Here is a 23233-nt window from a genome sequence, read left to right on the forward strand (position 1 = left end):
TACCGCCTCTCCCAGAACAAGGTACATGCCATGAAGCTTCTTCACATCGACGCCAGCGTCCTTGGCGACAACTCCGTCTCCCGCCAGCTGTCGGCCGCCGTGGTCCAGCAGTGGCGCGACCAGGTGCCGGATCTGGAGGTCAGCTACCGCGACCTCGACGCCCAGCCCGTTGCCCACCTGCGCAGCAGCTCGCTGGCCAAAACCGACGCGGCCGAAGCGGCCGATGCCGAACAGGTGCTGGAACAGTTCCTGGCCGCTGACGTGGTGGTCATCGGCTCCCCAATGTACAACTTCAGCGTGGCCTCCACCCTCAAGGCGTGGATCGACCGCCTGGCCGTGGCCGGCCGCACCTTCAAGTACACCGAGAACGGCCCGGTGGGCCTGGCCGGTGGCAAGCGGGTGATCGTGGCCAGCAGCCGCGGTGGCCTGCACACCGGTGCCCCGACCGATTTCCAGGACCCGTACCTGCGCCAGGTGTTCGCGTTCTTCGGCATCGACAACGTGGAGTTCGTGCGCGCCGAAGGCATCGCCTACTCGCCGCAGCACCGCACCGATGCGATCGCCGGTGCGCTGGCCGCGCTGCCGCAGCCGCAGGCGCTCGCCGCGGCCTGAGTCGTTCGACCCATCCCGTCCCCTCCCCCTCGTCGTGACGGTGTGGTGCGCGGCAACCGGTTCTCTCTCCCCTGCCGGTTGCCGCGCCTGATGGCCCCTTTTGGGGCCATCTTTTTTCTGGGAGGTTTTTTTGGTGGCGCGCGATGGTAGAGCAGCCGGGTGGGACCCGGCTCTACGGGTGATTGCGGGTAGGCTTTGTGTTCCTCCGCAATGGATTCCCGTACATGCGCTACACCGTTGTTGCCTCCCACCGCAGCGAGTTTCCCCAGCCGATCACCTTGAGCCGTGGCGACGCGCTGGTGGTTGGCGAACGCTACCAGGGGCCCGAAGGATGGGATGACTGGTATCTGTGCGAGGCAGCAGGCCAGCAACCGGGCTGGGTGCCGGCGCAGGTGATCGGGCGCGATACGCAGCAGCAGGCGTTCGCGCGGGAGGATTACTGCGCACGCGAGCTGGATGTGGATGTCGGCCAGGTGCTGGACGGGGGCCGCATCATGAATGGCTGGGTGTGGAGCGAGACGACCGACGGTCGCGGCTCGGGATGGGTTCCGTTGCGGGTGTTGCGCGAAGGCGCCTGACGAAAAACCCGCCGGTTGGCGGGTTTTTCGTGGATCAGCCGATGGTCTCGATGCCGCCCATGTACGGTTTGAGCGCGTCGGGGACAGTGATGCTGCCGTCGGCGTTCTGATAGTTCTCCATCACCGCGATCATCGCGCGGCCGATCGCCACGCCCGACCCGTTGAGGGTGTGCAGCAGCTCGGGCTTGCCGGTATCCGGATTGCGCCAGCGGGCCTGCATGCGGCGCGCCTGGAAGTCGCCGCAGTTGGAGCAGGACGAAATCTCGCGGTAGGTCTCCTGCGAAGGCAGCCACACTTCCAGGTCGTAGGTCTTCACCGCCGAGAAGCCCATGTCGCCGGTGCACAGCAGCACCTTGCGGTACGGCAGGCCCAGCGTCTCCAGCACCACTTCGGCGCAGCGGGTCATGCGCTGGTGTTCGTCTTCGCTCTGCTCGGGACGGCACGCGGTGACCAGTTCGACCTTCTCGAACTGGTGCTGGCGGATCATGCCGCGCACGTCGCGGCCGCCGCTGCCGGCTTCGGCGCGGAAGCACATCGACTGTGCAGTCATGCGCAGCGGCAACTGGTCGGCATCGACGATCTCGTCGCGGACGATGTTGGTCAGCGGCACTTCCGAGGTCGGGATCAGGTAGCGGGTCGACTCGCCAACGGCGGTCTTGAACAGATCGTCCTCGAATTTCGGCAGCTGGCCGGTGCCACGCAGCGACTCGGCGTTGACCAGCAGCGGCACGTTGGTCTCTTCATAGCCGTGCGTGCCGGTGTGCAGGTCGATCATGAACTGACCCAGGGCGCGGTGCAGACGCGCCAGCGGCCCGCGCAGCACGGTGAAGCGCGCGCCGGACAGCTTGGCGGCGGTTTCCGCGTCCAGCCCTTGATTGCGGGCGCCGAGCTCGACATGGTCGAGCACCGGGAAGTCGAAGCTGCGCGGGGTGCCCCAGCGCTTCTCCTCGACATTGTCCGATTCGTCCTTGCCGGGCGGCACATCGTCGGCAGGCAGGTTGGGCAGGCCCAGCGCGATCGCTTCGATCTTCTCGCGCAGCTCGTCCAGGGCCACTTCGGAGGCCTTCAGCTCATCGGCGAAGGCAGCCACTTCGGCCATGATCGCCGACAAATCCTCGCCCTTTGCCTTGGCCTGGCCGATGGCCTTGGAACGGCTGTTGCGCAGGCTCTGCAGCTCCTGGGTGCGCACCTGGATGCGCTTGCGGTCAGCTTCCAGCGACTCCAGCGCGGAGACATCCAGCTCGAAACCGCGCGAGGTGCGCAGGCGTTCGGCAAGGTCGGCGGGCTGTTGGCGGAGCAGGGCTGGATCGAGCATGGCGTGGGAAAGGTCTGCGGGTCTGGAGGGGGATTATCGCCTGTTATGCGGATTTCTGCCGCCCTGCAGGCCCATGACACGCGCCAGTCAGCGGGTCCGTGGCAGAATCGGGGGGTTCACAACGGTATGCCTCATGTCCGCTTCCCGCTCTTCGTCTGGCAAGAACATCACCTTCCACCTGCCCCGTCGCAGTCTGATCATCGCGGGCATCGCCTTTGGCGTCGGCCTGCTGTTGTTCCTGGTGGTATGGCTGAGCAGCCGCAACAACGACTTCTACAAGGCCAGCCCCGCGCAGACCCCGCAGCAGGTGGCCGAGATCGAGCCGCTGCCCGAACCCCTGCCCGCAGCGGCCGGCTCCAGCGACATGCCCGACGCCAAGGCGCCGCCGGCCGGTGAGGATGTGCCGCAGCTGGTGGAAACCGCACCGCCTCCGCCGCCGGCCGCCGCCCCGGCAGCGCCGGCGCCGGAAACAGCCCCGGTGGCGATGGCCGCCGGCGACCGCCCGATGCCGATCGCCGACCAGTCGCCGCCGCCGAGCTATCCGCCGGGCGCGCTGCGCCGGGGCGAGAGTGGCAGCGTCGTGGTGCGCGTGGATGTGGATGCGACCGGCGCGCCGGTGGATGTGACCATCATCCAGCGCAGCGGTTCACGGGACCTTGACCGCGCGGCCACCGATGCCGTGCGCCGTTGGCGCTTCCAACCCGCGCAGAGCAATGGCCAGCCGGTGCCGGGCAGCATTGAAGTGCCGTTCGACTTCAAGCAGGAGTAACACGGCGGCGGTTGCATAACGGCTCAGCAAGCTGAACCCCGTCGGCAATGCAGTCGCCGCGTTGACGTTGCGCTGACACATCCGGAACCGGGCCCGGGCAAGACTGCGGGTGTCGCAACGACACCAGGAGTCCGATATGAGTGTTACCCATCCGGAAATGCATGCTTCGCCGCACCAGCAGCGCGACGTCATCGATGAACCTGGCCGCCGGCGTGCGTCGCCCTGGCTGTGGATGGCCTTGATCGTGGCGATGTTTGCCGCCGCGCTGGTCTGGCTGCGCTATGCCGCGCCGGGCGAACCCACCGCGCCGCCGGTCGGTGAGCGCATGTTGCCTGCCACCGAAACCCCGGTAGCCACGACCGCGCCGGCCCCGCGCCAGGTGGCCCCGGCCAACGCCACGCAACAGCGCAAGGCCGCCCCGGCGGTACGCAACCGCGATGCGCGCCCGCTGGCCAGCAATGCCAAGCCGGCCTATCCGCGCAGCGCTCTGCGCAGCGGCGTGGAAGGCAGCGTGGTGGCCAGCCTCAATGTGGATACACGTGGCCAGGTGACCAATGCCAGCATCGTGCAGCGCAGCGGCACCCGCGACCGCGATCTGGACCGTGCGGTCCTGGGCACCGTCCGCGACTGGAAGTTCGAGCCGGCGATGCACAATGGCCGTGCTGTGGCCAGCGTGGTGCGTGTGCCGGTGGATTTCCGCACCGAGCGCTGATGCAGGCGGTGGTGCGTAACGAAAAGGGAGGCCGTTGGCCTCCCTTTTTCGTGGGACGGATGCCACCGCGTGTACGCGGTCGGATCAGCCCTGGCGCAGCCCGAAACCTGCGCCGGCAGCCAGGCCGTCGAAGTCGGGGAAGGACGTGGAGACGTTGGCGATGTCGTTGACGCGCACTTCCCCAACGCTGAGCTGGCCGGCGATGGCGAAGGCCATCGCGATGCGGTGGTCACCGTGGCTTTCGATGGTGCCGCTGCCCAGCACGGCACCGCCGTGAATGGTGGCACCGTCGTCGGTTTCGTCCACCTGCACGCCCAACGTGCGCAGTCCGGTGGCCATCGCGGCCAGGCGATCGGACTCTTTCACCCGCAGTTCGGCGGCACCGCGCACGACGGTATTGCCCTGCGCGGCGGCCGCGGCCACGAACAGCGCCGGGAACTCGTCGATCATGTCCGGCACCAGCGCTTCGGGGATCTCCGCGCCATGCAGCGGGGCATGGCGCACGACCAGATCGGCCACCGCTTCCCCGCCATGCTCGGCATGGTTTTCCTCGACGATGTCCGCGCCCATCAGGCGCAGCGCGGCCAGCAGGCCGGTGCGGCGTGGATTCAGGCCAACGGCGCGCAGGCGCAGCATGGAACCGGGAATGATGCTGGCGGCGACCAGGAAGAAGGCGGCCGAGGAGAAGTCGGCCGGCACGGCGATATCGGTCGCGCGCAAGCGCTGGCCGCCGCGCAGGCGGGCCTGGCCCGGCGAGAAGGCGATGTCCACGCCGAACGCGCGCAGCATGCGCTCGGTGTAATCACGGGTCGGGTGCGGTTCGCTGACCGAGGTCTCGCCCTGCGCGTACAGACCGGCCAGCAGCACGGCGGATTTGACCTGTGCGCTGGCCACCGGCGAGGCGAAGTCGATGCCGTGCAGCGTATGGCCGCCCTGCACGCGAAGGGGGGGCGTACCGTCGGCCTCGGTCGCGATCTGCGCGCCCATCTGCGCCAGCGGGCCGGTGACGCGGCGCATCGGGCGGCGTGACAGCGATGCATCGCCGACCATCACCGAGTCGAAGCGCTGCGCGGCCAGTACGCCGGCCAGCAGACGCATGCCGGTGCCGGCATTGCCGCAGTCCAGCGGCGCGGTGGGCGCCTGCAGCCCATCCACACCGACACCGTGCACGATGCGCTGCGACGGCGACGGGGTGTCGATGCGGACGCCCATCTGCGCAAAGATCGCGGCGGTCGCACGGGTGTCTTCGCCTTCCAGGAAACCATCGATGCGCGAGACGCCATCGGCCAGCGCGGCGAACATGACCGCGCGGTGGGACACCGACTTGTCGCCGGGAATGGTCAGGCTGCCCTGCAGGGGCTGGCCCTTGTAGGCGATCCAGTACGGAGAAACGGTCATCGTCGGTCCTGTGTGGCAGCCGCGCGCACGGCGCGCGGCGTGGTTCGGAGGGAGCAGCCACGGCGTCGCGCGACGCCGGGCCGGTGCGTCGCGCGCGGTACGCGGCGACGCGGATCAATCAGGGCACGGCCACCGGGTACGAGCCCAGCACTTTGATCTGCGCCGAGTGCGCTTCCAGCTCGGCCAGCGCGGCCTGCATCGCCGGGTCGTCGATATGGCCGGCCAGGTCGATGAAGAAGCCGTACTCCCACTTGGCATTGTGCGACGGGCGCGATTCGATGCGGTTCATGCTGATGCCGTGCCGCGCGAACGGGCTGAGCACGTCGAACAGGGCGCCGGGCTTGTCGTGGATGAACACGAGCACCGAGGTGCGGTCGTGGCCAGACGTGGGGAAGATGGTGCGGCCCACGACCAGGAAGCGCGTGGTGTTGTCGGCGTCGTTCTGGATCGGCTTGGTGACGACCTTCTTCAGGCCGTACACGTGCCCGGCACTCTCGCCGCCGATGGCGGCGGCATCGTCGGCATTGCGGGCACGGCGGGCGCCTTCGGCATTGCTCGACACCGGAATCCTTTCGGCCTTGGGCAGGTTGGCGCGCAGCCACGAGGAGGTCTGCATGAACGACTGGGGATGGCCGTACACGCGCTCGACATCATCCAGCCTGCCGCTGCGCGACATCAGGTACTGCTGCACGCGCAGTTCCACTTCGCCGCAGATCTTCAGGTTGGAGGTGAGGAACATGTCCAGGGTGATCTGGATGGTGCCCTGCCCCGAGTTCTCGACCGGCACCACGCCGAAATCGGCGTTGCCCGCCTCCACTTCCTGGAACACTTCCTCGATGCTCGCCAACGGCAGGCCCAGCGCCGAGCGGCCGAAATGCTTGAGCACGGCCTGCTGGCTGAACGTGCCTTCCGGACCGAGGTAGCCGATTTTCAGCGGCTCCTGCTGGGCCAGGCAGGCCGACATGATCTCGCGGAACACATGCACCAGCACTTCGTCGCTGAGCGGGCCTTCGTTGCGGTCCACCACCATGCGCAGCACCTGCGCTTCCCGCTCGGGGCGGTAGTAGTCCACCGCGGCGGCAAGCTTGCCCTTGGCCTTGCCGACCTGGTGGGCGAACTGCGCGCGTTCGGCAATCAACGCCTGGATGCTGCGGTCGATATGGTCGATCTTGGCTCGCACGTCCGAGAGCACCGGCGCCGGCAGTGCGCCATCAGGCTTGGACGCGGCCTTGGGCTTGGGCTTGGGCGTGGCCTTGGGCGTGGCGGCAGTCTTGGCGGTGGATTTGGCGGGTTGTTTGGCCATCAGGGATTCCAGGTGCAATGGGGCGGCAGGCGCCCCGGTCGAAACGTGAGAACTCAGCCGTGGCGCTGCTGGAAATCGCGCATGAACGCGGCCAGCGCGCGGGCGCCCTCCACCGGCATGGCGTTGTAGAGCGAGGCGCGGATACCGCCGACCGCCTTGTGCCCCTTCAGCGCCAGCAACCCGGCCGCCTTGGCGTCACTGACGAAACGCGCGTTGAGCGTGTCGTCGGGCAGGAAGAACGGAATGTTCATGCGCGAGCGTGCCGCCGGCACTACGTCGTTGCGGTAGAAACCGCCGGACGCATCAATGGCCCCGTACACCAGCGCCGCCTTGGCGGCATTGCGGCGGGCGAATTCCTCCACGCCACCTTCGGCCAGCATCCACTGGAACACCAGCCCGGCCAGGTACCAGTTCCAGGTCGGCGGCGTGTTGAGCATCGAATCGCGCGCCACGTGCGAGCGGTAGTCGAAGATGTCGGCGCGCGGCTGACCGGCGCGTTCGAGCAGATCGCGGCGCACGATCACCACCGACACACCGACCGGGCCGAGGTTCTTCTGCGCACCGGCGTAGATCAGGCCATAGCGGCTTACGTCCAGCGGCTCGCTGGCGATGGACGAGCTGAAATCAGCGAACAGCGGCACGTCGCCGACGTCCGGCGTATCGCGGAACTCGACGCCGTGGATGGTTTCGTTGGCGGTGATGTGGACGTAGGCCGCGTCATCGGACAAACGCCAGCCGTCGCGCGCCGGGATGTCGTGGAAGCCGTTGGCTTCGCTGCTGGCGGCGACGTTGACGTTGACGTAGGGGGCAACCTGCTTGATGGCGGTCTTGCCCCAGTGCCCGGTAACCACGTAGTCCACGGTTTGCCCGGGGCCGGCGAAATTGAGCGCGAGCAGGGCCTGCTGGGTGGTGGCGCCACCGGCCAGGAACAGCACGGCGTAGTCGTCGGGAATGCCGATCAGGCGGCGCAGATCCGCGTCGGCCTGCGCGGCCACGGCCATGAACTCCGGCCCGCGGTGGCTCATCTCGACGATGGAGGCGCCGGCGCCGTTCCATTCCAACATCTCCGCCTGCGCCTGGCGCAGGACCGATTCCGGCAGGGTTGCGGGGCCGGCACTGAAATTGAACGCGCGCGTCATGTCACACCTATGGGGCAAGACCCCTAGTATGCCGCAGCGCACCAGGCTTTAGGCCTTGCCGCACAAGGCGAATTTGGTTGCAAACGAATCTATCGGTCAGCGCGCGCCGAACCAGAGCAGCCCGCTGATCGCACCGGCCAGCAGCACCGCACTGGCCAGCAGCCACGGCCAGCGCTGCACGCGCGGCCGGGTAGTGGCGACATCGGCATCGGCCGGCGCGTCGAGGGGTTCGTCCTCCTCCGCCTCCACTGCGCGTCGGCGGCCGTCGTGCGGCACTTCCAGCACGAAACGGTGCTGGGCATCGAACACCAGCTGATCGCCGGGCTGCAGCCAGCAGTGCCGCACGGTGATGCCGTTGACCCGGGTGGATTCGCCCGCGCCGAGGTCGCGCAGCAACAGGCGCTCGCCGTGGCGTTCCAGGCGGGCGTGCTGCTCGGCGAAGGCCGGATCGTCAATGACGATGTCAGCCTCGACACTGCTGCCGATCACGCGCGGCCGGTCGAGGGTGAAACTGCGGCCGTGGTGCTGGCCGCCCACGCCACGCAGCAGACGCGGGTCGTCGCCCCCCTCGTCGCTGCGCGCCGGTGCCTGGGCCAGCGCTTCGCACTCGCCCTGCACCACCATCTCCACGCCGTCGGCATACACCGCATCGCCGGGACGCAGCAATGCCATGCGCCGGACCGGGCGGCCGTTGACGTGGATGCCACGGATACCGGTGGCGACCTGCAGCCACAGGCCACGGTCGTCCAGACAGAACTGGGCCAGCAGCAGCGTGCCCGGGCTGTCGTCGGCCAGCCGGACGGTGCCCGAGGCGTGGCGCACGATGCGATGCACCCCGGGCCGCAGGGGCTGGTCGGGATGTTGGCGATGGGTGAAGTGGACTCGCAGGTTCTGCACGCGGGGAAAGCCTAGCAGGTTGACTGTCAGGGAAGAAGAAGTGTGACGCAGACCTTGGAGTTGGCGCGCAGGATGCGCACAATGCACCCCCTTTCCCTGCCACGGTCCGCCAGGAGCCCCCATGTCCAGCATCGATATCCGCCACGCACATTCCCTTCCCGCCGACGGCGCACGCCAGGCGATCGAGGATGTGGCGGCCAAGCTCTCCGAGCGCTTCGGGCTGCAGTCCAACTGGCTGGGCGATGTGCTGAACTTCTCCGGCTCCGGCGTGGATGGCGCGATCGCGCTGCTGCCCGGCCAGGTGCACGTCACCGCCAAGCTGGGCTTCCTGCTCTCGGCGATGAAGGGCATGGTGGAAAGCGAGATCCAGCGCGTGCTCAAGGAAAAGCTCGGCTGAACCGGCGGCACGCCATCACCCCGCCGCAACGGTCGGGGTGATTACGATCCCAAGGAGTCCACCAACGGGATCGCAGCATGAATGCACACGACGAATTCGACGAGCGCAACCCGGGCGAGAAGCCTTCGTTGCAGGACCAGGCCGAGCGCTTCTCGCGCCGGCTGACCGGGTCGGCCCACCAGGTCTGGCTGGCCGGGCTGGGCGCGTTCGGGCGTGCACAGGCCGAAGGCAGCCGCGTGTTCGACACGCTGGTCAAGGAGGGCGAAACCCTTGAAGCCCGCAACCGTGAACAGGCCGGCGACACGCCGCGCTGGCGCGACAGCGTGGAAGAACACCTGGGCGATGCGCGCGAAAAGGCGGCCGGCACCTGGGACAAGGTCGAGAAGGCCTTCGATGACCGTGTCCAAGGCGTCCTCAAACGCCTCAACATTCCCACGGCCGAGGATGTGGCCGCGCTCAACGCCCGTATCGAGGCGCTGACCGCACGCGTCAACCGCGCCGAGAGCCGCAACGCCTCGCCCAATGCGGACCCGTCGCCGGGCAGCCACCAGTCGCCGGGATCGCCCCCCTGATCGCCCGCCACTGCGATTGTTGCAAAGCAGCAGGACTTTGTTGACAATCCGGATCGACCCGCCAATCGCTTCTTCGCCGTTTGTTCCCTCCCCTCACGGCTACGGATTGGCGGGTTTTTTGTGCCTTGCATCACACCGCACAGCCGGGTGGGCACATATAAACTGTTGATCGTTCTTCCCTGTTCAGATCAAGCATCTAATGTTCTCCTGGATTCTGGCCCTGCTGCTGGCCCTCATTGTGTGGTTCCTGGCGACGGCCTACCTGTGGCTGGTCAAGCGGCGGCAGAAGGAGACCCAGCTCGGGCTGAACGCGCTGGCAGGGATGCATTGGCGGGATTTCTCCGAGATCGTGCGCCGGGCCATGCGCGAGCAGCGCGGCCTGAAGGATGTGCCGGGCGAGGCTGACGACAGCCGTGAGCCACGCAGCGACTTCATGATGGACGACGGCCAGCACCGCTGGCTGGTGTCCTGCAAGCACGGCCGCGCCTACCGGATCGGCACCGCCGCGGTGAACGAGCTGGGCGCCGCCGCGCGCCTGGCCGGTGCCCGTGGCGGCGTCCTGATCACCGAGGGCCGGGTCGAGCGTGATGGCCGCCTGGCCGCCGAGAAGCAGGGTGTTGAAGTGCTCGACGGCCACCTGCTGTGGCCGCTGCTCAAGCCCTACCTGCCCGGCGACATGGAAGCGCGGGTGCAGGCCGGCGCGCGTCGTGAGGCGATCCGCCGGATTTCGATCGCTGCGCTGGGCTCGCTGACCCTGGGCCTGTTGGTGGGCATGGGCTACCTGACCTCGCGCCTGGAGCATGGCGCAGCAGTGGCCCCGCCGGCCGTGGCCCCGGTGCCGGCCCCTGCCGCAATGCCTGCCCCGGCCCCCGCACCTGCGCCGGTCGCCGCCGCACCGGCCCCGCCGGCGCCGGTCGCCCCGCCGGCGCCGGCAATGGAGGCCAACCCCGACACCGCCACCCTGGACCGCTATCAGCAGGAACTGTCGCGCGCCCTCGCCGGGCAGCCCGGCGTGGCCAGCGGCATCTGGCTGACGCGGCAGACGCTGGCCATCAACCGCACCGGCGAGATCGACCAGGTGTGGCCGCTGATCTGCGCCGAGGTGACCCGCTATCCGGCACTGCGCACCGTGCGCATCCAGCTCAACCCACGCCCCGGTGTGGACGAGCCGGTCCGCTGGCGCCAGTGCGCCACGCTCTGAAGCACCGCAGCAGGGTCGAGGGCCGCGCCGCGCGCAGCCTCAGCGCGCGCCCGGTGAGAAACGCGCCACCAGGTCCCAGGCATCGCCCAGGAACATCTGCCGCACACAGGTGATCGGCTGCTCACCGCGCCAGGTCAGGCGGTCGATCACCAGGCATGCCGTACCGGGTTTGACCTCGAGCAGCGCGGCAGCGGCGTCGTCGGCGCCCCACGCACTGATGCGGTGCTGGGCGCGCGTCCAGGACACGTTCTGCAGCAGCCAGCTGCCCGGCGCGGTGGTGGCGAAATCCACCTCCAGCACCTCGGGCACGCCGACCGGGCTGATCAGGCGGTGCTCCAACGCGAAGGGCCGCCCATCGGCACGGTGCAGGCAGCGGATCGCCAGCAGTTTCTCGCCGCCGGCCAGCGCCACCTCTTCGTCGGCCTCGGCGCGCGGGGCGCGATAGGCGCGCTCGAGCAGCTGATAGCCGTACGCGTGGCCACGCGCGCCGACCGCCATTGCGATATCGGGAATCTCCAGCGCCACCTGTTCCAGGTGCGGCGGTTGCCGCGCCACGAAGGAGCCGGCGCGGCGGCGGCGTTCGATCATGCCACTCTCGGCCAGCGCGGTGAGCACCTTGTTCACGGTCATCCGCGAACAGCCGTACTGCTCCATGAGCTCGTGCTCATAGGGAATACGGAATCCCGGCGGCCACGTCCCACTGAGGATGCGGCTCTCCAGATCGGCGCGGATGCGCTGGTTGAGGGTCGGTGCTTTCTTGCCCGTCACGCGGGATTCCTGGGAGGGCGCGGCCGGCGGTCAGCCGGCCTGCAGAACAGTACGAAGGGCGTTGGCGAAGCGGGCGGCCACAGCATCGCGCTGCAGATGGCGGCCCTCGCGGACCAGCTGGCGCCCCTGGCGCCACACCGAACGCACCGCGCCATTACGTGCGGCGAACACCCAGCTGTCAAGCAACGCATCGCCCTCGCGCGCGATCAACGCCGGGTGCGCGGCGTCCAGCTCGACCACATCGGCCGGTGCGCCCACCTGCAGCCCCGTGGCCACGCCCAGCGCCTGCCCGGCACCGCGCAGCGACTGCTCGAACAGCCAGCGCCCGCTGGACTGGCCTTCGCCCGGGGCCAGCACGTTGCGCCCGCGGACGTGCAGACGCTGACCGTATTCGAGCAGGCGCAGCTCTTCGGCCGCATCGATCAGCACGTTGGAATCCGAGCCAACGCCGAACCGGCCGCCGGCGCGCACGAAGGCCTGCATCGGGAACAGACCATCGCCCAGGTTGGCCTCGGTGATCGGGCACAGCCCGACGACGGCCTGGCTGGCCACCATCCGCTGCACTTCGTCGGCATCCACATGGGTGGCATGTACCAGGCACCAGCGCGCGTCCACCGGGGCATGCTCGTACAGCCAGTGCACCGGACGCAGGCCGCTCCACGCCACGCACGCATCGACCTCGCGGGTCTGCTCGGCAATGTGGATGTGCACCGGGCCGGCGGTAAGCGGCAGCAGCGCGGCCAGTTCGTCGCCGGTGACCGCGCGCAGGCTGTGCGGGGCGATGCCGAGCACGGCATCGTCGCTGCCGCGCAGCGCGTGCGCGCAGCCCTGCAGCAGTTCGGCGAAGCCGTCCACATCGTGGATCAAGCGGCGCTGGGCCGGGTTGGGCGCGACGCCGCCGAAGTCGGCATGCGCGTAGAACACCGGCAGCAGGGTCAGCCCGATGCCGCTGCCCTGTGCGGCCGCCGCGATGCGCGCGGCCATCTCGGCACGGTCCGCGTACGGGGTGCCATCGGCGGCATGGTGCAGGTAGTGGAACTCGCCCACGCGGGTGAAGCCCGATTCGAGCATCTCCACATAGGCCTGTTCGGCGATGGCCTGCACCGCGTCCGGCTGCAGGTGCGCCAGGAAGCGGTACATCAGCTCGCGCCAGCTCCAGAAGCTGTCGCCGCTGTTGCCGCCGATCTCGGTCAGGCCGGCCATGCCGCGCTGGAAGGCGTGGCTGTGCAGGTTGCCCAGCCCCGGCACGGCGATCGCCAGTGCGTTATCACCAGGCTGCGCCGGCACCCTGGCGGTCACCTCGACCAGCGTGCCGCCCTGGCAGGCGATGCGCACATCACGCGCCCAGCCGCTGGGCAGCAGTGCGTGGGCGGCGTGGAAAACGAGCAGCGGAGCGGGGTTGGCTGGCATCACTGGACATCCCGGAAGAGGCGCCTATATTGTATAGACATATACACCGATGTGGTTGCTGCCATGCACTGTGACACCCTCTGGTACAACGCCCACCTCATCACCGTCGACGGCCCCGGCCTGGCGGTGATCGGGAACGGCGTGATCGCCGCCACCGACGGTCGCATCGTGCACGTCGGCCCGGCCGGCTCGGAGGCGCACCTGCAACCGGCCCGGCGCATCGACTGCGGCGGCCGCTGGATCAGCCCGGGGCTGATCGACTGCCATACCCACCTGGTCTACGCCGGCAACCGCGCCGGCGAGTTCGAGCAGCGTCTGCAAGGCGTGAGCTACGCCGACATCGCGCGCGCCGGCGGCGGCATCGTGTCCACCGTACGCGCCACCCGCGCCGCCACCGACGACGCGCTCATCGCCGCGAGTCTGCCCCGGCTGGACGCGATGCTCGCCGAAGGCATCACCACGCTGGAGATCAAATCCGGCTACGGCCTCACCCTCGCCGACGAAAGCAAGCAGCTGCGCGTGGCCCGCACCCTGGGGCAGCGGCGCGCGGTCGAGATCGTGCCGACCTTCCTCGGCGCCCACGCCATTCCGCCGGGAAGCACCGCGCAGGCCTACATCGACGAGGTGTGCGGGACGATGATTCCCGCCATCGCCGCCGAGGGCCTGGCCGAGGCAGTGGATGTCTTCTGCGAGACCATCGCCTTCAGCGCCGAACAGGCCGAACAGGTATTCCTGGCAGCCAAGCGCCACGGGATGGCGATCAAGATCCACGCCGAACAGCTCAGCAACCAGCACGGGGCTGCACTGGCCGCCCGTCATGGTGCGCTGTCGGCCGACCACATCGAACACCTCGACGCCGACGGCATCGCCGCGATGGCCGCCGCCGGCACCGTGGCGGTGCTGCTGCCGGGTGCGTTCTATTTCACCCGCGATACCACCCTGCCCCCGATCGCCGCCCTGCGTGCGGCCGGCGTGCCGCTGGCGCTGGCCACCGATTCCAACCCCGGCACGTCACCGCTCACCAGCCCGCTGCTGGCGATGAACATGGCCGCCACGCTGTTCCGCATGACCGTGGAGGAGTGCATCGTCGGCTTCACCCGGGAGGCCGCGCGCGCCCTTGGCCGCGCCGACCGCATCGGCCGCCTGGCGGTCGGCCTGGACTGCAATCTGGCCCTGTGGGACATCGATGCACCCGCCGACCTGGTGTACCGCATGGGCTTCAACCCGCTGCACGCGCGCGTGATGCGCGGCGTATCCGTCTGACTTCTGTGATGTCTGGAGATTTCATGAGCACTACCCTGACCCTGCACCCCGGCGCCGTGACGCTGGCGCAATGGCGCGCGATCCACGACGGGGCGCGGGTGCGCCTGGACCCGGCTTCGGCCGGGGCCGTGCTGCGCAGCGCCCAGACCGTGGCGGCGATCGTGGCCAAGGGCGAGCCGGTGTACGGCATCAACACCGGCTTCGGCAAGCTGGCCAGCGTGCGCATCGAGCGCGATGACCTGGAAACCCTCCAGCGCAACATCGTGCTCTCGCACGCGGCCGGCGTTGGCGAGCCGATGCCTGCGCCCGTGGTACGCCTGATGATGGCGCTGAAACTGACCAGCCTGGCGCAGGGCGCGTCGGGCATCCGCCCGCAGACCCTGGCCTTGCTGGAAGCGTTCCTCCAGCACGACATCGTGCCGGTGATTCCGTGCCAGGGCTCGGTGGGCGCGTCCGGCGACCTGGCACCGCTGTCGCACCTGGCCAGCGTGATGATCGGCGTCGGCGAAGCCTTTGTCGCCGGCGAGCGCCTGCCCGCCGCTGATGCGCTGGCCCGCTTCGGGCTGGCGCCACTGGTGCTGGGCGCCAAGGAAGGCCTGGCCCTGCTCAACGGCACCCAGTACTCCACTGCCTACGCGCTGGCCGGCCTGTTCGCGATCACCACCGTCTTCCAGGCCGCCCTGGTCACCGGAGCATTGTCGGTGGAAGCGGCCAAGGGCTCGGATACGCCGTTCGATCCGCGCATCCATACCCTGCGCGGGCAGCATGGCCAGATTGCCACCGCCGCCGCGCTGCGCACCCTGATGCAGGGTTCGACGATCCGCGAATCGCACCGCGACAACGATGTGCGCGTGCAGGACCCGTACTGCCTGCGTTGCCAGCCGCAGGTGATGGGCGCGGCCTACGACGTAATGCGCCAGGCTGCCACCACCCTGGCGATCGAAGCCAACGGCGTGTCCGACAACCCGCTGGTGTTCACCGACACCGGCGAAGCGCTGTCCGGCGGCAATTTCCACGCCGAGCCGGTGGCCTTCGCCGCCGACATGCTGGCGATGGCGGTCTGCGAGATCGGCTCGATCAGCGAGCGCCGCACCGCGATGCTGGTTGATCCGGCATTGTCCGGTCTGCCCGCCTTCCTGACCCCCAAGCCCGGCCTCAACTCCGGCTTCATGATTCCGCAGGTCACCGCCGCCGCGCTGGTGTCGGAAAACAAGCAGCGTGCCTACCCGGCCAGCGTCGACTCGATTCCCACCTCGGCCAACCAGGAAGACCACGTGTCGATGGCCGCGCACGGCGCCCGGCGCCTGCTGGCGATGGCCGAGAACGCGGCCAACGTGGTGGGCATCGAGCTGCTGGCCGCCGCGCAGGGCTGCGACTTCCACGCCCCGCTGCGTTCCAGCACCGCGCTGGAAGGCGTGCGCGCGCGCCTGCGTGCGCAGGTGCCGACCCTGCAGGACGACCGCTACTTCCACCCGGACATGGTGGCCGCCACCACCCTGGTGCGCAGCGGCGCGCTGGCCGAAGGGCTGGCCGACGTGCTGCCGCAGGTGGAGCCGCTGGCATGAACACCCGGCCCGACTGGCTGCAGGTGCATGAAGGTGACGCACCGCTGATTGTCAGCTTCCCGCACACCGGCAGCGACCTGCCCGAGGACCTGGCCAGCCGCTTCGTCTCGCCGTGGCTGGCCCGCCGCGATGCCGACTGGTGGGTGCACGACCTGTACGAGTTCGCCCGCGGCATGGGCGCCACCACGGTGCGCTCGGCCATCTCGCGCTCGGTGATCGATCTCAACCGCGATCCCAGCGGCGTATCGCTGTACCCGGGGCAGAACACCACCGGACTGTGCCCGCTGACCACCTTCGACAACCAGCCGCTGTATCGCCCGGGCATGGCACCGGACGAGGCGGAGATCGCGCGCCGCCGCGACACCTACTTCGCGCCATACCACGACGCGCTCGCCGCGCAGATCGCACGCCTGCGCCAGCGCCACGGCACCGTCGTGGTGTACGACGCGCATTCGATCCGCTCGCGCATCCCGCACCTGTTCGATGGCGAGCTGCCGCAGTTCAACCTCGGCACCGCCGGCCCCTCCGGCGCACCGGATACGTCCTGCGACAACGCGCTCAGCGACGTCGTGGAGAACCTGTGCCGCATCAGCGGCATGCCGCAGGTGCGCAACGGCCGCTTCAAAGGCGGCTGGATCACCCGCCACTACAGCGACATCCCCGGCGGCGTGCACAGCCTGCAGATGGAACTGGCCTGCCGTGGCTACATGTCCGAGCCGGCCCCGGACCAGCTGGACGAGCACAGCTGGCCCACTCCACTCGACCCCGACCACGCCGCACACCTGCGCCGCACCCTGGCGCAGGTGCTGACGGCCTGCCTTGACTTCGCGACCAACCGGAGCGCCGCATGACCCGCAACGACCCGTCCCGCACCATCACCGCGCCCACCGGCACCACCCTCACCGCGAAAAGCTGGCTGACCGAAGCGCCGCTGCGCATGCTCATGAACAACCTCCATCCGGACGTGGCCGAGCGCCCGCAGGAACTGGTGGTGTACGGCGGCATCGGCCGTGCCGCGCGCGACTGGGAGAGTTTCGACGCCATCGTCGACACACTCACGCGCATGGACGACGACCAGACCCTGCTGGTGCAGTCCGGCAAGCCGGTGGGTGTGTTCCGCACCCATGCCGATGCGCCGCGCGTGCTGATCGCCAACTCCAACCTGGTGCCGCGCTGGGCCAACTGGGACCACTTCAACGAGCTCGACAGGAAGGGGCTGGCGATGTACGGCCAGATGACGGCCGGCAGCTGGATCTACATCGGCGCGCAGGGCATCGTGCAGGGCACCTACGAGACGTTCGTGGAAATGGGCCGCCAGCATTACAACGGCAGCCTGGCCGGCAAGTGGCTGTTCACCGGCGGGCTGGGCGGCATGGGCGGCGCACAGCCCCTCGCCGCGGTAATGGCCGGCGCCTCGTGCCTGGCGGTGGAATGCCGCAAGAGCAGCATCGACATGCGCCTGCGCACCGGCTACCTGGACACCTGGACCGACAACCTGGACGAAGCGCTGCGCCTGATCGAGGCATCGTGCACCGCGAAGAAGCCGCTGTCGGTCGGCCTGCTCGGCAATGTCGCCGACGTGCTGGACGAACTGCTGGTGCGCGGTGTCAAACCGGACCTGCTCACTGACCAGACCTCCGCGCACGACCCGGTCAACGGCTACCTGCCGCAGGACTGGACCGTGGAGGAATGGGACGACAAGCGCGTGAGCGCGCCCAAGACCGTGGAAAAGGCCGCACGCGCCTCGATGGCCAACCATATCCGCGCCATGCTCGCGTTCCACGCGCTGGGCGTGCCGACCGTGGATTACGGCAACAACCTGCGCCAGATGGCGCTGGAAGAAGGCGTGGAGAACGCGTTCGACTTCCCCGGTTTCGTTCCCGCCTACATCCGCCCGCTGTTCTGCCGCGGCATCGGCCCGTTCCGCTGGGCCGCGCTGAGCGGCGACCCGGAGGACATCGCCAGGACCGATGCCAAGGTCAAGGAACTGATTCCGGACAATCCGCACCTGCACCGCTGGCTGGACATGGCCGCCGAGAAGATCAGATTCCAGGGCCTGCCGGCGCGCATCTGCTGGGTTGGCCTGGGCGACCGCGACCGGTTGGGCCTGGCCTTCAACGAGATGGTCGCCAACGGCGAGCTGAAGGCCCCGGTGGTGATCGGCCGCGATCATCTGGACAGCGGCAGCGTCGCCTCGCCGAACCGCGAAACCGAAGCGATGCGCGACGGCTCCGACGCGGTCTCCGACTGGCCGTTGCTCAATGCCCTGCTCAACACGGCCAGCGGTGCCACCTGGGTGTCACTGCACCACGGCGGCGGCGTCGGCATGGGCTTCTCGCAGCACGCCGGCATGGTGATCGTCTGCGATGGCACCGAGGCGGCCGCCAAGCGCATCGCACGGGTGCTGTGGAACGACCCGGCCACGGGCGTGATGCGCCACGCCGATGCCGGGTATGAAATCGCGCTGGACTGCGCGAAGGAGAAGGGGTTGGATCTGCCCGGGATTCTCTGAAAGCGCGTGCGGACCAGCGGTCCGCACCGCCCCGGGGGAGATGACGTTTTCCGCCCACCCTGTTAACTTGCGCACCCCATTCGCAGTTGACAGGGTTGCGCGCTCGCGCGTGGCCGGTCGCTACCATCCGATCCCGCACGCATGACTGTTTCCCCCCGCCCCACCCCGTCCCTGCTCGCCACCGCCCTGCTCGTCAGCTTTGCTGCCAGCGCCGCCCACGCCGCCCCGCAGGCCACCACGCTGGACGCGGTCAACGTGACCGCCGCCAGCGAGACCGACCAGGCCCGCGCCGCGCTCAAGCGCGTTCCCGGCGCCGGCAACGTCATCGACGTGGCCAACGCCGACCGCCGCCTCGCAAGCAGCGCCGATGTACTGGCCTACCAGCCCGGCATCAGTGCCCAGTCGCCGGGCAACGAAGGCACCCGGGTGTCCATCCGTGGCTCGGGCATCAACCGCGGCCCCGGCGCGCATGCCTCCGGCATCGCAGTCTCGCTCGACGGCCTGCCGCTGACCGGCCCGGGCGGTACCCCGTACGAACTGCTGGAGCCGCTGTGGCTGAGCCGCGTCGACGTACTGCGCGGTGCCAACGGCATCGAACGCGGCGCGCTGGCGCTGGGCGGGGCGATCAACTACGTCAGCCGCAGCGGTCGCGATTCGGCCGGGCTGGACCTGCAGTACGACGCCGGCAGCCGCGGCTACCAGAAACGCAGCGTGGGGTACGGCGGCGTCAGCGGCGCAGTCGACTACCACCTCGCCTACACCGATACCGAATTCGACGGCTACCAGCGCCATGCCCGCGGCGACGGCAAGGGCGCGATGGCCAACCTCGGCTGGCAGATCACCCCAACTCTGGAAACGCGCTTCTTCGTGCGCTACCGCGAGACCAATCACGAAACGCCGGGGCGCCTCACCCGCGACCAGATCCGCAACGATCCGCGCGCGGCCAACCCGGCCAACCTGGCCATCGACGCGCACCGCCCGCAGCCGGGCAGCACCTGGATCGGCAACATGACCACCTGGCAGATCGATGACGCATCGTCGCTGCAGGCCGGGCTGGTGTACCACCACTACCCGATGGACCTGAACGAAAGCCTGTACCGCCAGCAGCTGGACTACACCAACCTCAATGCGACCGTGGACTACCGTCACCGGCATCGCCTGCTCGGCCGCGACAGCGTGACCACGGTGGGCCTGCGCATCGCCCACGATCTGGATGCCGATGTGCGCGAAACGCTGCGCTTTGCCAGCAACGGCTATCCCGCCGGCACCCACACGCGCGACTTCTCCCACCACGGCACCGACAGCACGCTGCACGTAGCCAACGATCTCGTCCTCACCGACACCCTGCGCCTGCAGACCGGGCTGGCCCTGATCCAGACCCGTCGCGACGTGCAGGTGACGTGGCCCTCCACCCCCGGGCGTCTCAACGAGCGCAGCTGGGATTACGCGCCACGCCTGGGCGTCACCTGGCAGCAGACGCCGGCGACGCAGTGGTTCGGCAACCTGAGCCGGTCGGTGGAACCGGCGCATCCGTGGTCGATGATCTGGGGCTCCAACCAGTACTTCGCGCCGGGCAACGGCGCCTCCAGCGGGCGCCAGCGCGCACCGGTGCCGCTGGACAACCAGACCGCGACGACGCTGGAGCTGGGCGCGCGCGGCGAAAGCGCACTTGGCCGATGGGAGCTCACCGGCTACTACGCGCACGTGCTGCACGAACTGCTGAGCGTGGAAGTGCAGCCGGTACCGAACCTGTTCGTGGCCGAGAACAACGCCAGCCCCACCGTGCACCGCGGCATCGAAGCTGCGCTGGACAGCGCGCTGTGGCACGGCAGCGACGGCACGCTGTCGCTGCGCCAGGCCTACACCTTCAGCGATTTCCGCTACCGCCACGACGCCCGCTTCGGCGACAACCGCCTGCCCGGCCTGCCGCGCCACTACTACCAGGCCGAACTGCGCTACGCACACCCCACCGGCTTCTATGCTGCGCTGAACACCGGGTACGCCTCGCGGATGTTCGTGGACTACGCCAACACCTTCAGCGCCGACAGCCATCTGATCTTCGGCAGCCGCGTGGGCTTCGATGCGCCTGGCGGCCGCTGGCAGGCGTGGGCCGAACTGCGCAACCTCACCGACCGCCACTACGCCGCTACCGTCACGCCCGGCTACAACGACGCCGGCAAGGACGTGGCGCGCTCCACGCCTGGCGAGGGGCGCGGCGTGTATGCCGGGCTGCGCTGGCGCTTTGATTGAGCAGCATCGGCCGGTCCGACCAGCGCTTGATCTTGCTCAACCAGGTTCAGCACACTCGCTGGTTTCAGCTGGCAAGGAGTGACTGTCGTGGATAGAGCCTGGGTACAGAAGGTGATTTCCGTGCTTTCGGTGGCGCGGCGTTCTGATCTCACGTTTTACGACGCTATTGAGGCCAGGGGCGCCAATCTACCCAGCAAGCTCTACAAGCTCAGGGGCTGCACCGACTTTTCGTTCGAGAACCTGGCCAACGCGACGATTCACCTGAGCCCGGCCAGCGAGTTCAATGACCCGTATGACACCGCATTCTGCGCGGACCCAGGCTTCCTGAGCCGCAACTCCTTCGTATTCGGCGCGCCTGACAACAACAACGCAGATGACCGTCTTCAGCAGGGTTCGGCGCCTCCGAACAGCCTGTCCGTCCTCGTCGATGAACTGCGGGATTCCTACAAGATCTGCAGCTTCACCGAGCGCCTTGATTCCATCCTCATGTGGAGCCACTACGCCGACAACCATCGCGGATTCGCGATGGAGTACGACTTCACGACCTGCCACCGGAATGACTACCCGTCACTGTGTCTCTGGCCTGTTGCCTACACGGACTGCCTTCTGGACATCACCGAGGTCCTTGCCGCTGCGATGAACGACAAGGACGACGTCAATCATGCCTTCACGATGGCAGCGTCCCTGTGCAAGGCCAGGGATTGGACGTACGAGCAGGAATGGAGAATCGTGTATCCCGACGACCGAACCCGCCGGTGCATGGCACTTCCCGCGCCGTTGAAGGCAGTTCATCTCGGCGCGAGGATATCGGCCGACAACGCATCGCGCATCCGAGATATCTGTGCTGCGAGTGGTATCCCGGTGCATACGATGGCCTTGTCACGGCAGGAGTACCGAATGGAATCCCACCTCCCGGCCGGGTAGAAGATGCCGTTCGCATGCCACAGCCGGTGCGCGGTGACGTGGCAGGGCGCCGGGATCAGATGGCCGCGTTGACCGCCATCATCGGCAGGTACAGGGCAAAGATGGTCACGGGCGCGGCGATGAACACGGTGCAGATGCCGATCAGGCCGATCAGGAGGTGCCAGCCCGGTTTGCGTGGACCGAAGGCCCACATCGCGCCCAGCACAAGCGGGGCGAGCCACACCAGCGGCGCGCCGCTGGCAAACGCCCGCGTGACCAAGGGCGGCACAACGCCGATCGACTGGAACGCGTCGGAAAACGCCGGGTATACCCAGGCGCGGATCACGGTCACAGCGACCGCCGTCACCGTTGCGCTGGCGGTTCCCAGCAGCGCCCAGACCCTGCCAGCCAGGGCGATCGAGGGACGGAAGCGGGGGATCTCGGGCGGTTCAGGGCGCATGCCAGCGGATCTTAGAAGAGCAGCCGCGTGCCAACAAGCACCGCGCCATCTGCGGCGCGCGCGTGGCATGCGACACTCGCCGCTCCGTTCGACATTGCCGGCAAGGACGCACGTGATCGTTCCCGACTACTGGGCCGAAGCCCGCCTGCAGCTCAAGCAGCAGCGCCGCAGCATCACCGTGACCCGCATGGGCTGGTCCGACGACAGCGAGGCCGCCGCGCAGGCGCATGCCGACGTGCGCGCCCGCGAGGCGCTCGCGGCGATCCTGGCCGGCAACGACCTCCCCCGGCAGGAGCGACGCACCCCTTATGGACTGGAAGGCGTACCGATCCGCGAGCAGATCGTGTCGCGCCACGGCGATGTGGTGGTGACCCGCAACAGCTATGGCGCCCTGTGCCTGAACACTCCGGACGTGCTGTTCGGTGATGTGGACTTTGAATCGCCCCCCGGCGGATTTGCACTGGACCTGAAAGGTGCCCTGCTGCTCTGGGCGGGCGTGGCGATGGTCGTGGGCGCCGCGTGGCAGGGCGTGCCCGGCCTCGGACGGGCCATCCCGGCAGTGGTGGTGGCCACGCTGGTGGTGATCGTCGCCAACGCCGTGGTGGCGGCCATCAAGCGCCGCGCGTTCGCCAACGCGGGCGGCGTGGAGGCCCGGGCGATGGCGCGGGTGGAGGCCTTCGCCCGGCAGCACCCGGACTGGCACCTGCGCGTGTATCGCACGCCAGCCGGGCTGCGCGTGCTGGCGATGCACGCCACATTCCTGCCGGACGACCCGGCGGTTGCCGGGTTCTTCGGCGCGCTGCGCGGCGACCCGCTGTATGCGCGGATGTGTGCGCTGCAGCGCTGCTTCCGTGCACGCCTGACGCCCAAACCGTGGCGGATCGGCATCGCCCGCCATGTGCGTCCGGCGTCGGCGGCGTGGACGCCGGCACAGGCACAGTTGCCCGACCGGCTGGCCTGGATCGCCGAGTACGAACGCCGTGCGGCGGCATTCGCTGCCTGCCGTTACCTGCGCACGCTCGGCGAAGCCAACCGCACCGATGCCCGGGCCGAGGCGGTGCGCGAGCTGCACGACCGCCTCACCCGCGCCGAGGCGACGCTGCCGCTGGCCTGAGCGGATACGTGGGGACGGCACCTGCGGCATGGCGCGCACAGACGTCTCCGCCGACCCGTGTGCTGGTCGGCAGCGTGGCATCCACTGCCTCGGCG

At 68.9% G+C, this 23233-nt stretch carries 22 protein-coding genes; 14 read left to right on the forward strand and 8 right to left on the reverse strand.

What is annotated here, in order from left to right:
* The first annotated feature begins 30 nt into the window (after window positions 1-30).
* Window positions 31-612: an FMN-dependent NADH-azoreductase gene (locus GDJ08_RS16770; RefSeq protein ID WP_026071002.1), complete on the forward strand. Its 582-nt coding sequence runs from the start codon at window positions 31-33 to the stop codon at window positions 610-612.
* A gap of 224 nt (window positions 613-836) precedes the next feature.
* Window positions 837-1190 (forward strand): SH3 domain-containing protein, encoded by a 354-nt coding sequence (locus GDJ08_RS16775; RefSeq protein ID WP_136005458.1) that lies wholly within the window; start codon window positions 837-839, stop codon window positions 1188-1190.
* A 34-nt stretch (window positions 1191-1224) separates the two neighbouring features.
* Here GDJ08_RS16775 and serS read toward each other — a convergent pair whose 3' ends face one another.
* Entirely contained in the window at window positions 1225-2505 is a 1281-nt protein-coding gene (gene serS / locus GDJ08_RS16780) for a serine--tRNA ligase (protein WP_153165315.1), read from the reverse strand.
* Window positions 2506-2638: 133 nt separating this feature from the next.
* On the opposite strand from serS, the gene GDJ08_RS16785 reads away from it, so the two are divergent.
* Window positions 2639-3274, forward strand: coding sequence for an energy transducer TonB (locus GDJ08_RS16785; protein WP_136005464.1), 636 nt, complete (start codon window positions 2639-2641; stop codon window positions 3272-3274).
* A gap of 136 nt (window positions 3275-3410) precedes the next feature.
* Entirely contained in the window at window positions 3411-3986 is a 576-nt protein-coding gene (locus GDJ08_RS16790; protein ID WP_165699827.1) for an energy transducer TonB, read from the forward strand.
* An 84-nt stretch (window positions 3987-4070) separates the two neighbouring features.
* On the opposite strand, the gene aroA is transcribed toward GDJ08_RS16790, so the two are convergent.
* From aroA to GDJ08_RS16810, 4 genes are all read right to left on the reverse strand, one after another.
* Window positions 4071-5384: a 3-phosphoshikimate 1-carboxyvinyltransferase gene (gene aroA, locus GDJ08_RS16795; protein WP_153165316.1), complete on the reverse strand. Its 1314-nt coding sequence runs from the start codon at window positions 5382-5384 to the stop codon at window positions 4071-4073.
* A gap of 118 nt (window positions 5385-5502) precedes the next feature.
* On the reverse strand, window positions 5503-6687 hold the full coding sequence (pheA, locus tag GDJ08_RS16800; protein ID WP_153165317.1) for a prephenate dehydratase: 1185 nt from the start codon (window positions 6685-6687) through the stop codon (window positions 5503-5505).
* Between the two features lie 53 nt (window positions 6688-6740).
* On the reverse strand, window positions 6741-7826 hold the full coding sequence (gene serC / locus GDJ08_RS16805) for a 3-phosphoserine/phosphohydroxythreonine transaminase (protein ID WP_153165318.1): 1086 nt from the start codon (window positions 7824-7826) through the stop codon (window positions 6741-6743).
* Window positions 7827-7922: 96 nt separating this feature from the next.
* The gene (locus GDJ08_RS16810) at window positions 7923-8723 is read right to left on the reverse strand and encodes an FHA domain-containing protein (RefSeq protein ID WP_017357342.1); all 801 of its coding nucleotides are present in this window, start codon (window positions 8721-8723) and stop codon (window positions 7923-7925) included.
* Window positions 8724-8844: 121 nt separating this feature from the next.
* On the opposite strand from GDJ08_RS16810, the gene GDJ08_RS16815 reads away from it, so the two are divergent.
* From GDJ08_RS16815 to GDJ08_RS16825, 3 genes are all read left to right on the forward strand, one after another.
* A complete protein-coding gene (locus GDJ08_RS16815; protein WP_017357341.1) occupies window positions 8845-9120 on the forward strand; it encodes a polyhydroxyalkanoic acid system family protein in 276 nt (91 codons plus the stop codon).
* A 77-nt stretch (window positions 9121-9197) separates the two neighbouring features.
* A complete protein-coding gene (locus GDJ08_RS16820) occupies window positions 9198-9692 on the forward strand; it encodes a phasin family protein (RefSeq protein ID WP_136005470.1) in 495 nt (164 codons plus the stop codon).
* 199 nt (window positions 9693-9891) lie between these two features.
* Window positions 9892-10893, forward strand: a complete 1002-nt coding sequence (locus tag GDJ08_RS16825) for a restriction endonuclease (protein ID WP_153165319.1) — start codon at window positions 9892-9894, stop codon at window positions 10891-10893.
* A 39-nt stretch (window positions 10894-10932) separates the two neighbouring features.
* Here GDJ08_RS16825 and hutC read toward each other — a convergent pair whose 3' ends face one another.
* Together hutC and GDJ08_RS16835 are read right to left on the reverse strand one after the other, a co-directional pair.
* Entirely contained in the window at window positions 10933-11661 is a 729-nt protein-coding gene (gene hutC, locus GDJ08_RS16830; protein ID WP_017357338.1) for a histidine utilization transcriptional repressor HutC, read from the reverse strand.
* A gap of 30 nt (window positions 11662-11691) precedes the next feature.
* A complete protein-coding gene (locus GDJ08_RS16835) occupies window positions 11692-13071 on the reverse strand; it encodes a formimidoylglutamate deiminase (RefSeq protein WP_153165320.1) in 1380 nt (459 codons plus the stop codon).
* A 63-nt stretch (window positions 13072-13134) separates the two neighbouring features.
* Between GDJ08_RS16835 and hutI the strand changes: the two genes are divergently transcribed.
* From hutI to GDJ08_RS16865, 6 genes are all read left to right on the forward strand, one after another.
* Window positions 13135-14334 (forward strand): imidazolonepropionase, encoded by a 1200-nt coding sequence (gene hutI / locus GDJ08_RS16840; protein WP_026070981.1) that lies wholly within the window; start codon window positions 13135-13137, stop codon window positions 14332-14334.
* 23 nt (window positions 14335-14357) lie between these two features.
* Complete coding sequence (gene hutH, locus GDJ08_RS16845; RefSeq protein ID WP_017357336.1) at window positions 14358-15899, forward strand: histidine ammonia-lyase; 1542 nt, start codon at window positions 14358-14360, stop codon at window positions 15897-15899.
* Window positions 15896-16750 (forward strand): N-formylglutamate deformylase, encoded by an 855-nt coding sequence (hutG, locus tag GDJ08_RS16850; protein ID WP_017357335.1) that lies wholly within the window; start codon window positions 15896-15898, stop codon window positions 16748-16750. Before hutH ends, hutG begins: the two co-directional genes overlap by 4 nt.
* Complete coding sequence (gene hutU / locus GDJ08_RS16855; RefSeq protein ID WP_153165321.1) at window positions 16747-18411, forward strand: urocanate hydratase; 1665 nt, start codon at window positions 16747-16749, stop codon at window positions 18409-18411. Before hutG ends, hutU begins: the two co-directional genes overlap by 4 nt.
* Window positions 18412-18552: 141 nt before the next feature.
* Window positions 18553-20661, forward strand: coding sequence for a TonB-dependent receptor family protein (locus GDJ08_RS16860; protein ID WP_153165322.1), 2109 nt, complete (start codon window positions 18553-18555; stop codon window positions 20659-20661).
* A gap of 87 nt (window positions 20662-20748) precedes the next feature.
* The gene (locus GDJ08_RS16865) at window positions 20749-21585 is read left to right on the forward strand and encodes a DUF2971 domain-containing protein (protein ID WP_153165323.1); all 837 of its coding nucleotides are present in this window, start codon (window positions 20749-20751) and stop codon (window positions 21583-21585) included.
* Window positions 21586-21640: 55 nt separating this feature from the next.
* On the opposite strand, the gene GDJ08_RS16870 is transcribed toward GDJ08_RS16865, so the two are convergent.
* On the reverse strand, window positions 21641-22024 hold the full coding sequence (locus GDJ08_RS16870; RefSeq protein WP_153165324.1) for a hypothetical protein: 384 nt from the start codon (window positions 22022-22024) through the stop codon (window positions 21641-21643).
* Between the two features lie 112 nt (window positions 22025-22136).
* Between GDJ08_RS16870 and GDJ08_RS16875 the strand changes: the two genes are divergently transcribed.
* Window positions 22137-23138 (forward strand): hypothetical protein, encoded by a 1002-nt coding sequence (locus tag GDJ08_RS16875; RefSeq protein ID WP_229296554.1) that lies wholly within the window; start codon window positions 22137-22139, stop codon window positions 23136-23138.
* Window positions 23139-23233: the final 95 nt, after the last annotated feature.

This window comes from Stenotrophomonas nematodicola, from assembly GCF_009467805.1.
Taxonomy (GTDB): domain Bacteria; phylum Pseudomonadota; class Gammaproteobacteria; order Xanthomonadales; family Xanthomonadaceae; genus Stenotrophomonas; species Stenotrophomonas nematodicola.

Bases quoted from the DNA above. Each gene is read 5' to 3' on its own strand.
- hutU (WP_153165321.1), top strand. From the start codon at position 16,747: ATGACCCGCAACGACCCGTCCCGCACCATCACCGCGCCCACCGGCACC.
- GDJ08_RS16860 (WP_153165322.1), top strand. From the start codon at position 18,553: ATGACTGTTTCCCCCCGCCCCACCCCGTCCCTGCTCGCCACCGCCCTG.
- pheA (WP_153165317.1), bottom strand. From the start codon at position 6,687: ATGGCCAAACAACCCGCCAAATCCACCGCCAAGACTGCCGCCACGCCC.
- GDJ08_RS16785 (WP_136005464.1), top strand. From the start codon at position 2,639: ATGTCCGCTTCCCGCTCTTCGTCTGGCAAGAACATCACCTTCCACCTG.
- GDJ08_RS16835 (WP_153165320.1), bottom strand. From the start codon at position 13,071: ATGCCAGCCAACCCCGCTCCGCTGCTCGTTTTCCACGCCGCCCACGCA.
- serS (WP_153165315.1), bottom strand. From the start codon at position 2,505: ATGCTCGATCCAGCCCTGCTCCGCCAACAGCCCGCCGACCTTGCCGAA.
- hutH (WP_017357336.1), top strand. From the start codon at position 14,358: ATGAGCACTACCCTGACCCTGCACCCCGGCGCCGTGACGCTGGCGCAA.
- GDJ08_RS16770 (WP_026071002.1), top strand. From the start codon at position 31: ATGAAGCTTCTTCACATCGACGCCAGCGTCCTTGGCGACAACTCCGTC.
- GDJ08_RS16820 (WP_136005470.1), top strand. From the start codon at position 9,198: ATGAATGCACACGACGAATTCGACGAGCGCAACCCGGGCGAGAAGCCT.
- aroA (WP_153165316.1), bottom strand. From the start codon at position 5,384: ATGACCGTTTCTCCGTACTGGATCGCCTACAAGGGCCAGCCCCTGCAG.
- GDJ08_RS16775 (WP_136005458.1), top strand. From the start codon at position 837: ATGCGCTACACCGTTGTTGCCTCCCACCGCAGCGAGTTTCCCCAGCCG.
- serC (WP_153165318.1), bottom strand. From the start codon at position 7,826: ATGACGCGCGCGTTCAATTTCAGTGCCGGCCCCGCAACCCTGCCGGAA.
- GDJ08_RS16790 (WP_165699827.1), top strand. From the start codon at position 3,411: ATGAGTGTTACCCATCCGGAAATGCATGCTTCGCCGCACCAGCAGCGC.
- GDJ08_RS16825 (WP_153165319.1), top strand. From the start codon at position 9,892: ATGTTCTCCTGGATTCTGGCCCTGCTGCTGGCCCTCATTGTGTGGTTC.
- GDJ08_RS16870 (WP_153165324.1), bottom strand. From the start codon at position 22,024: ATGCGCCCTGAACCGCCCGAGATCCCCCGCTTCCGTCCCTCGATCGCC.
- hutG (WP_017357335.1), top strand. From the start codon at position 15,896: ATGAACACCCGGCCCGACTGGCTGCAGGTGCATGAAGGTGACGCACCG.
- GDJ08_RS16815 (WP_017357341.1), top strand. From the start codon at position 8,845: ATGTCCAGCATCGATATCCGCCACGCACATTCCCTTCCCGCCGACGGC.
- hutI (WP_026070981.1), top strand. From the start codon at position 13,135: ATGCACTGTGACACCCTCTGGTACAACGCCCACCTCATCACCGTCGAC.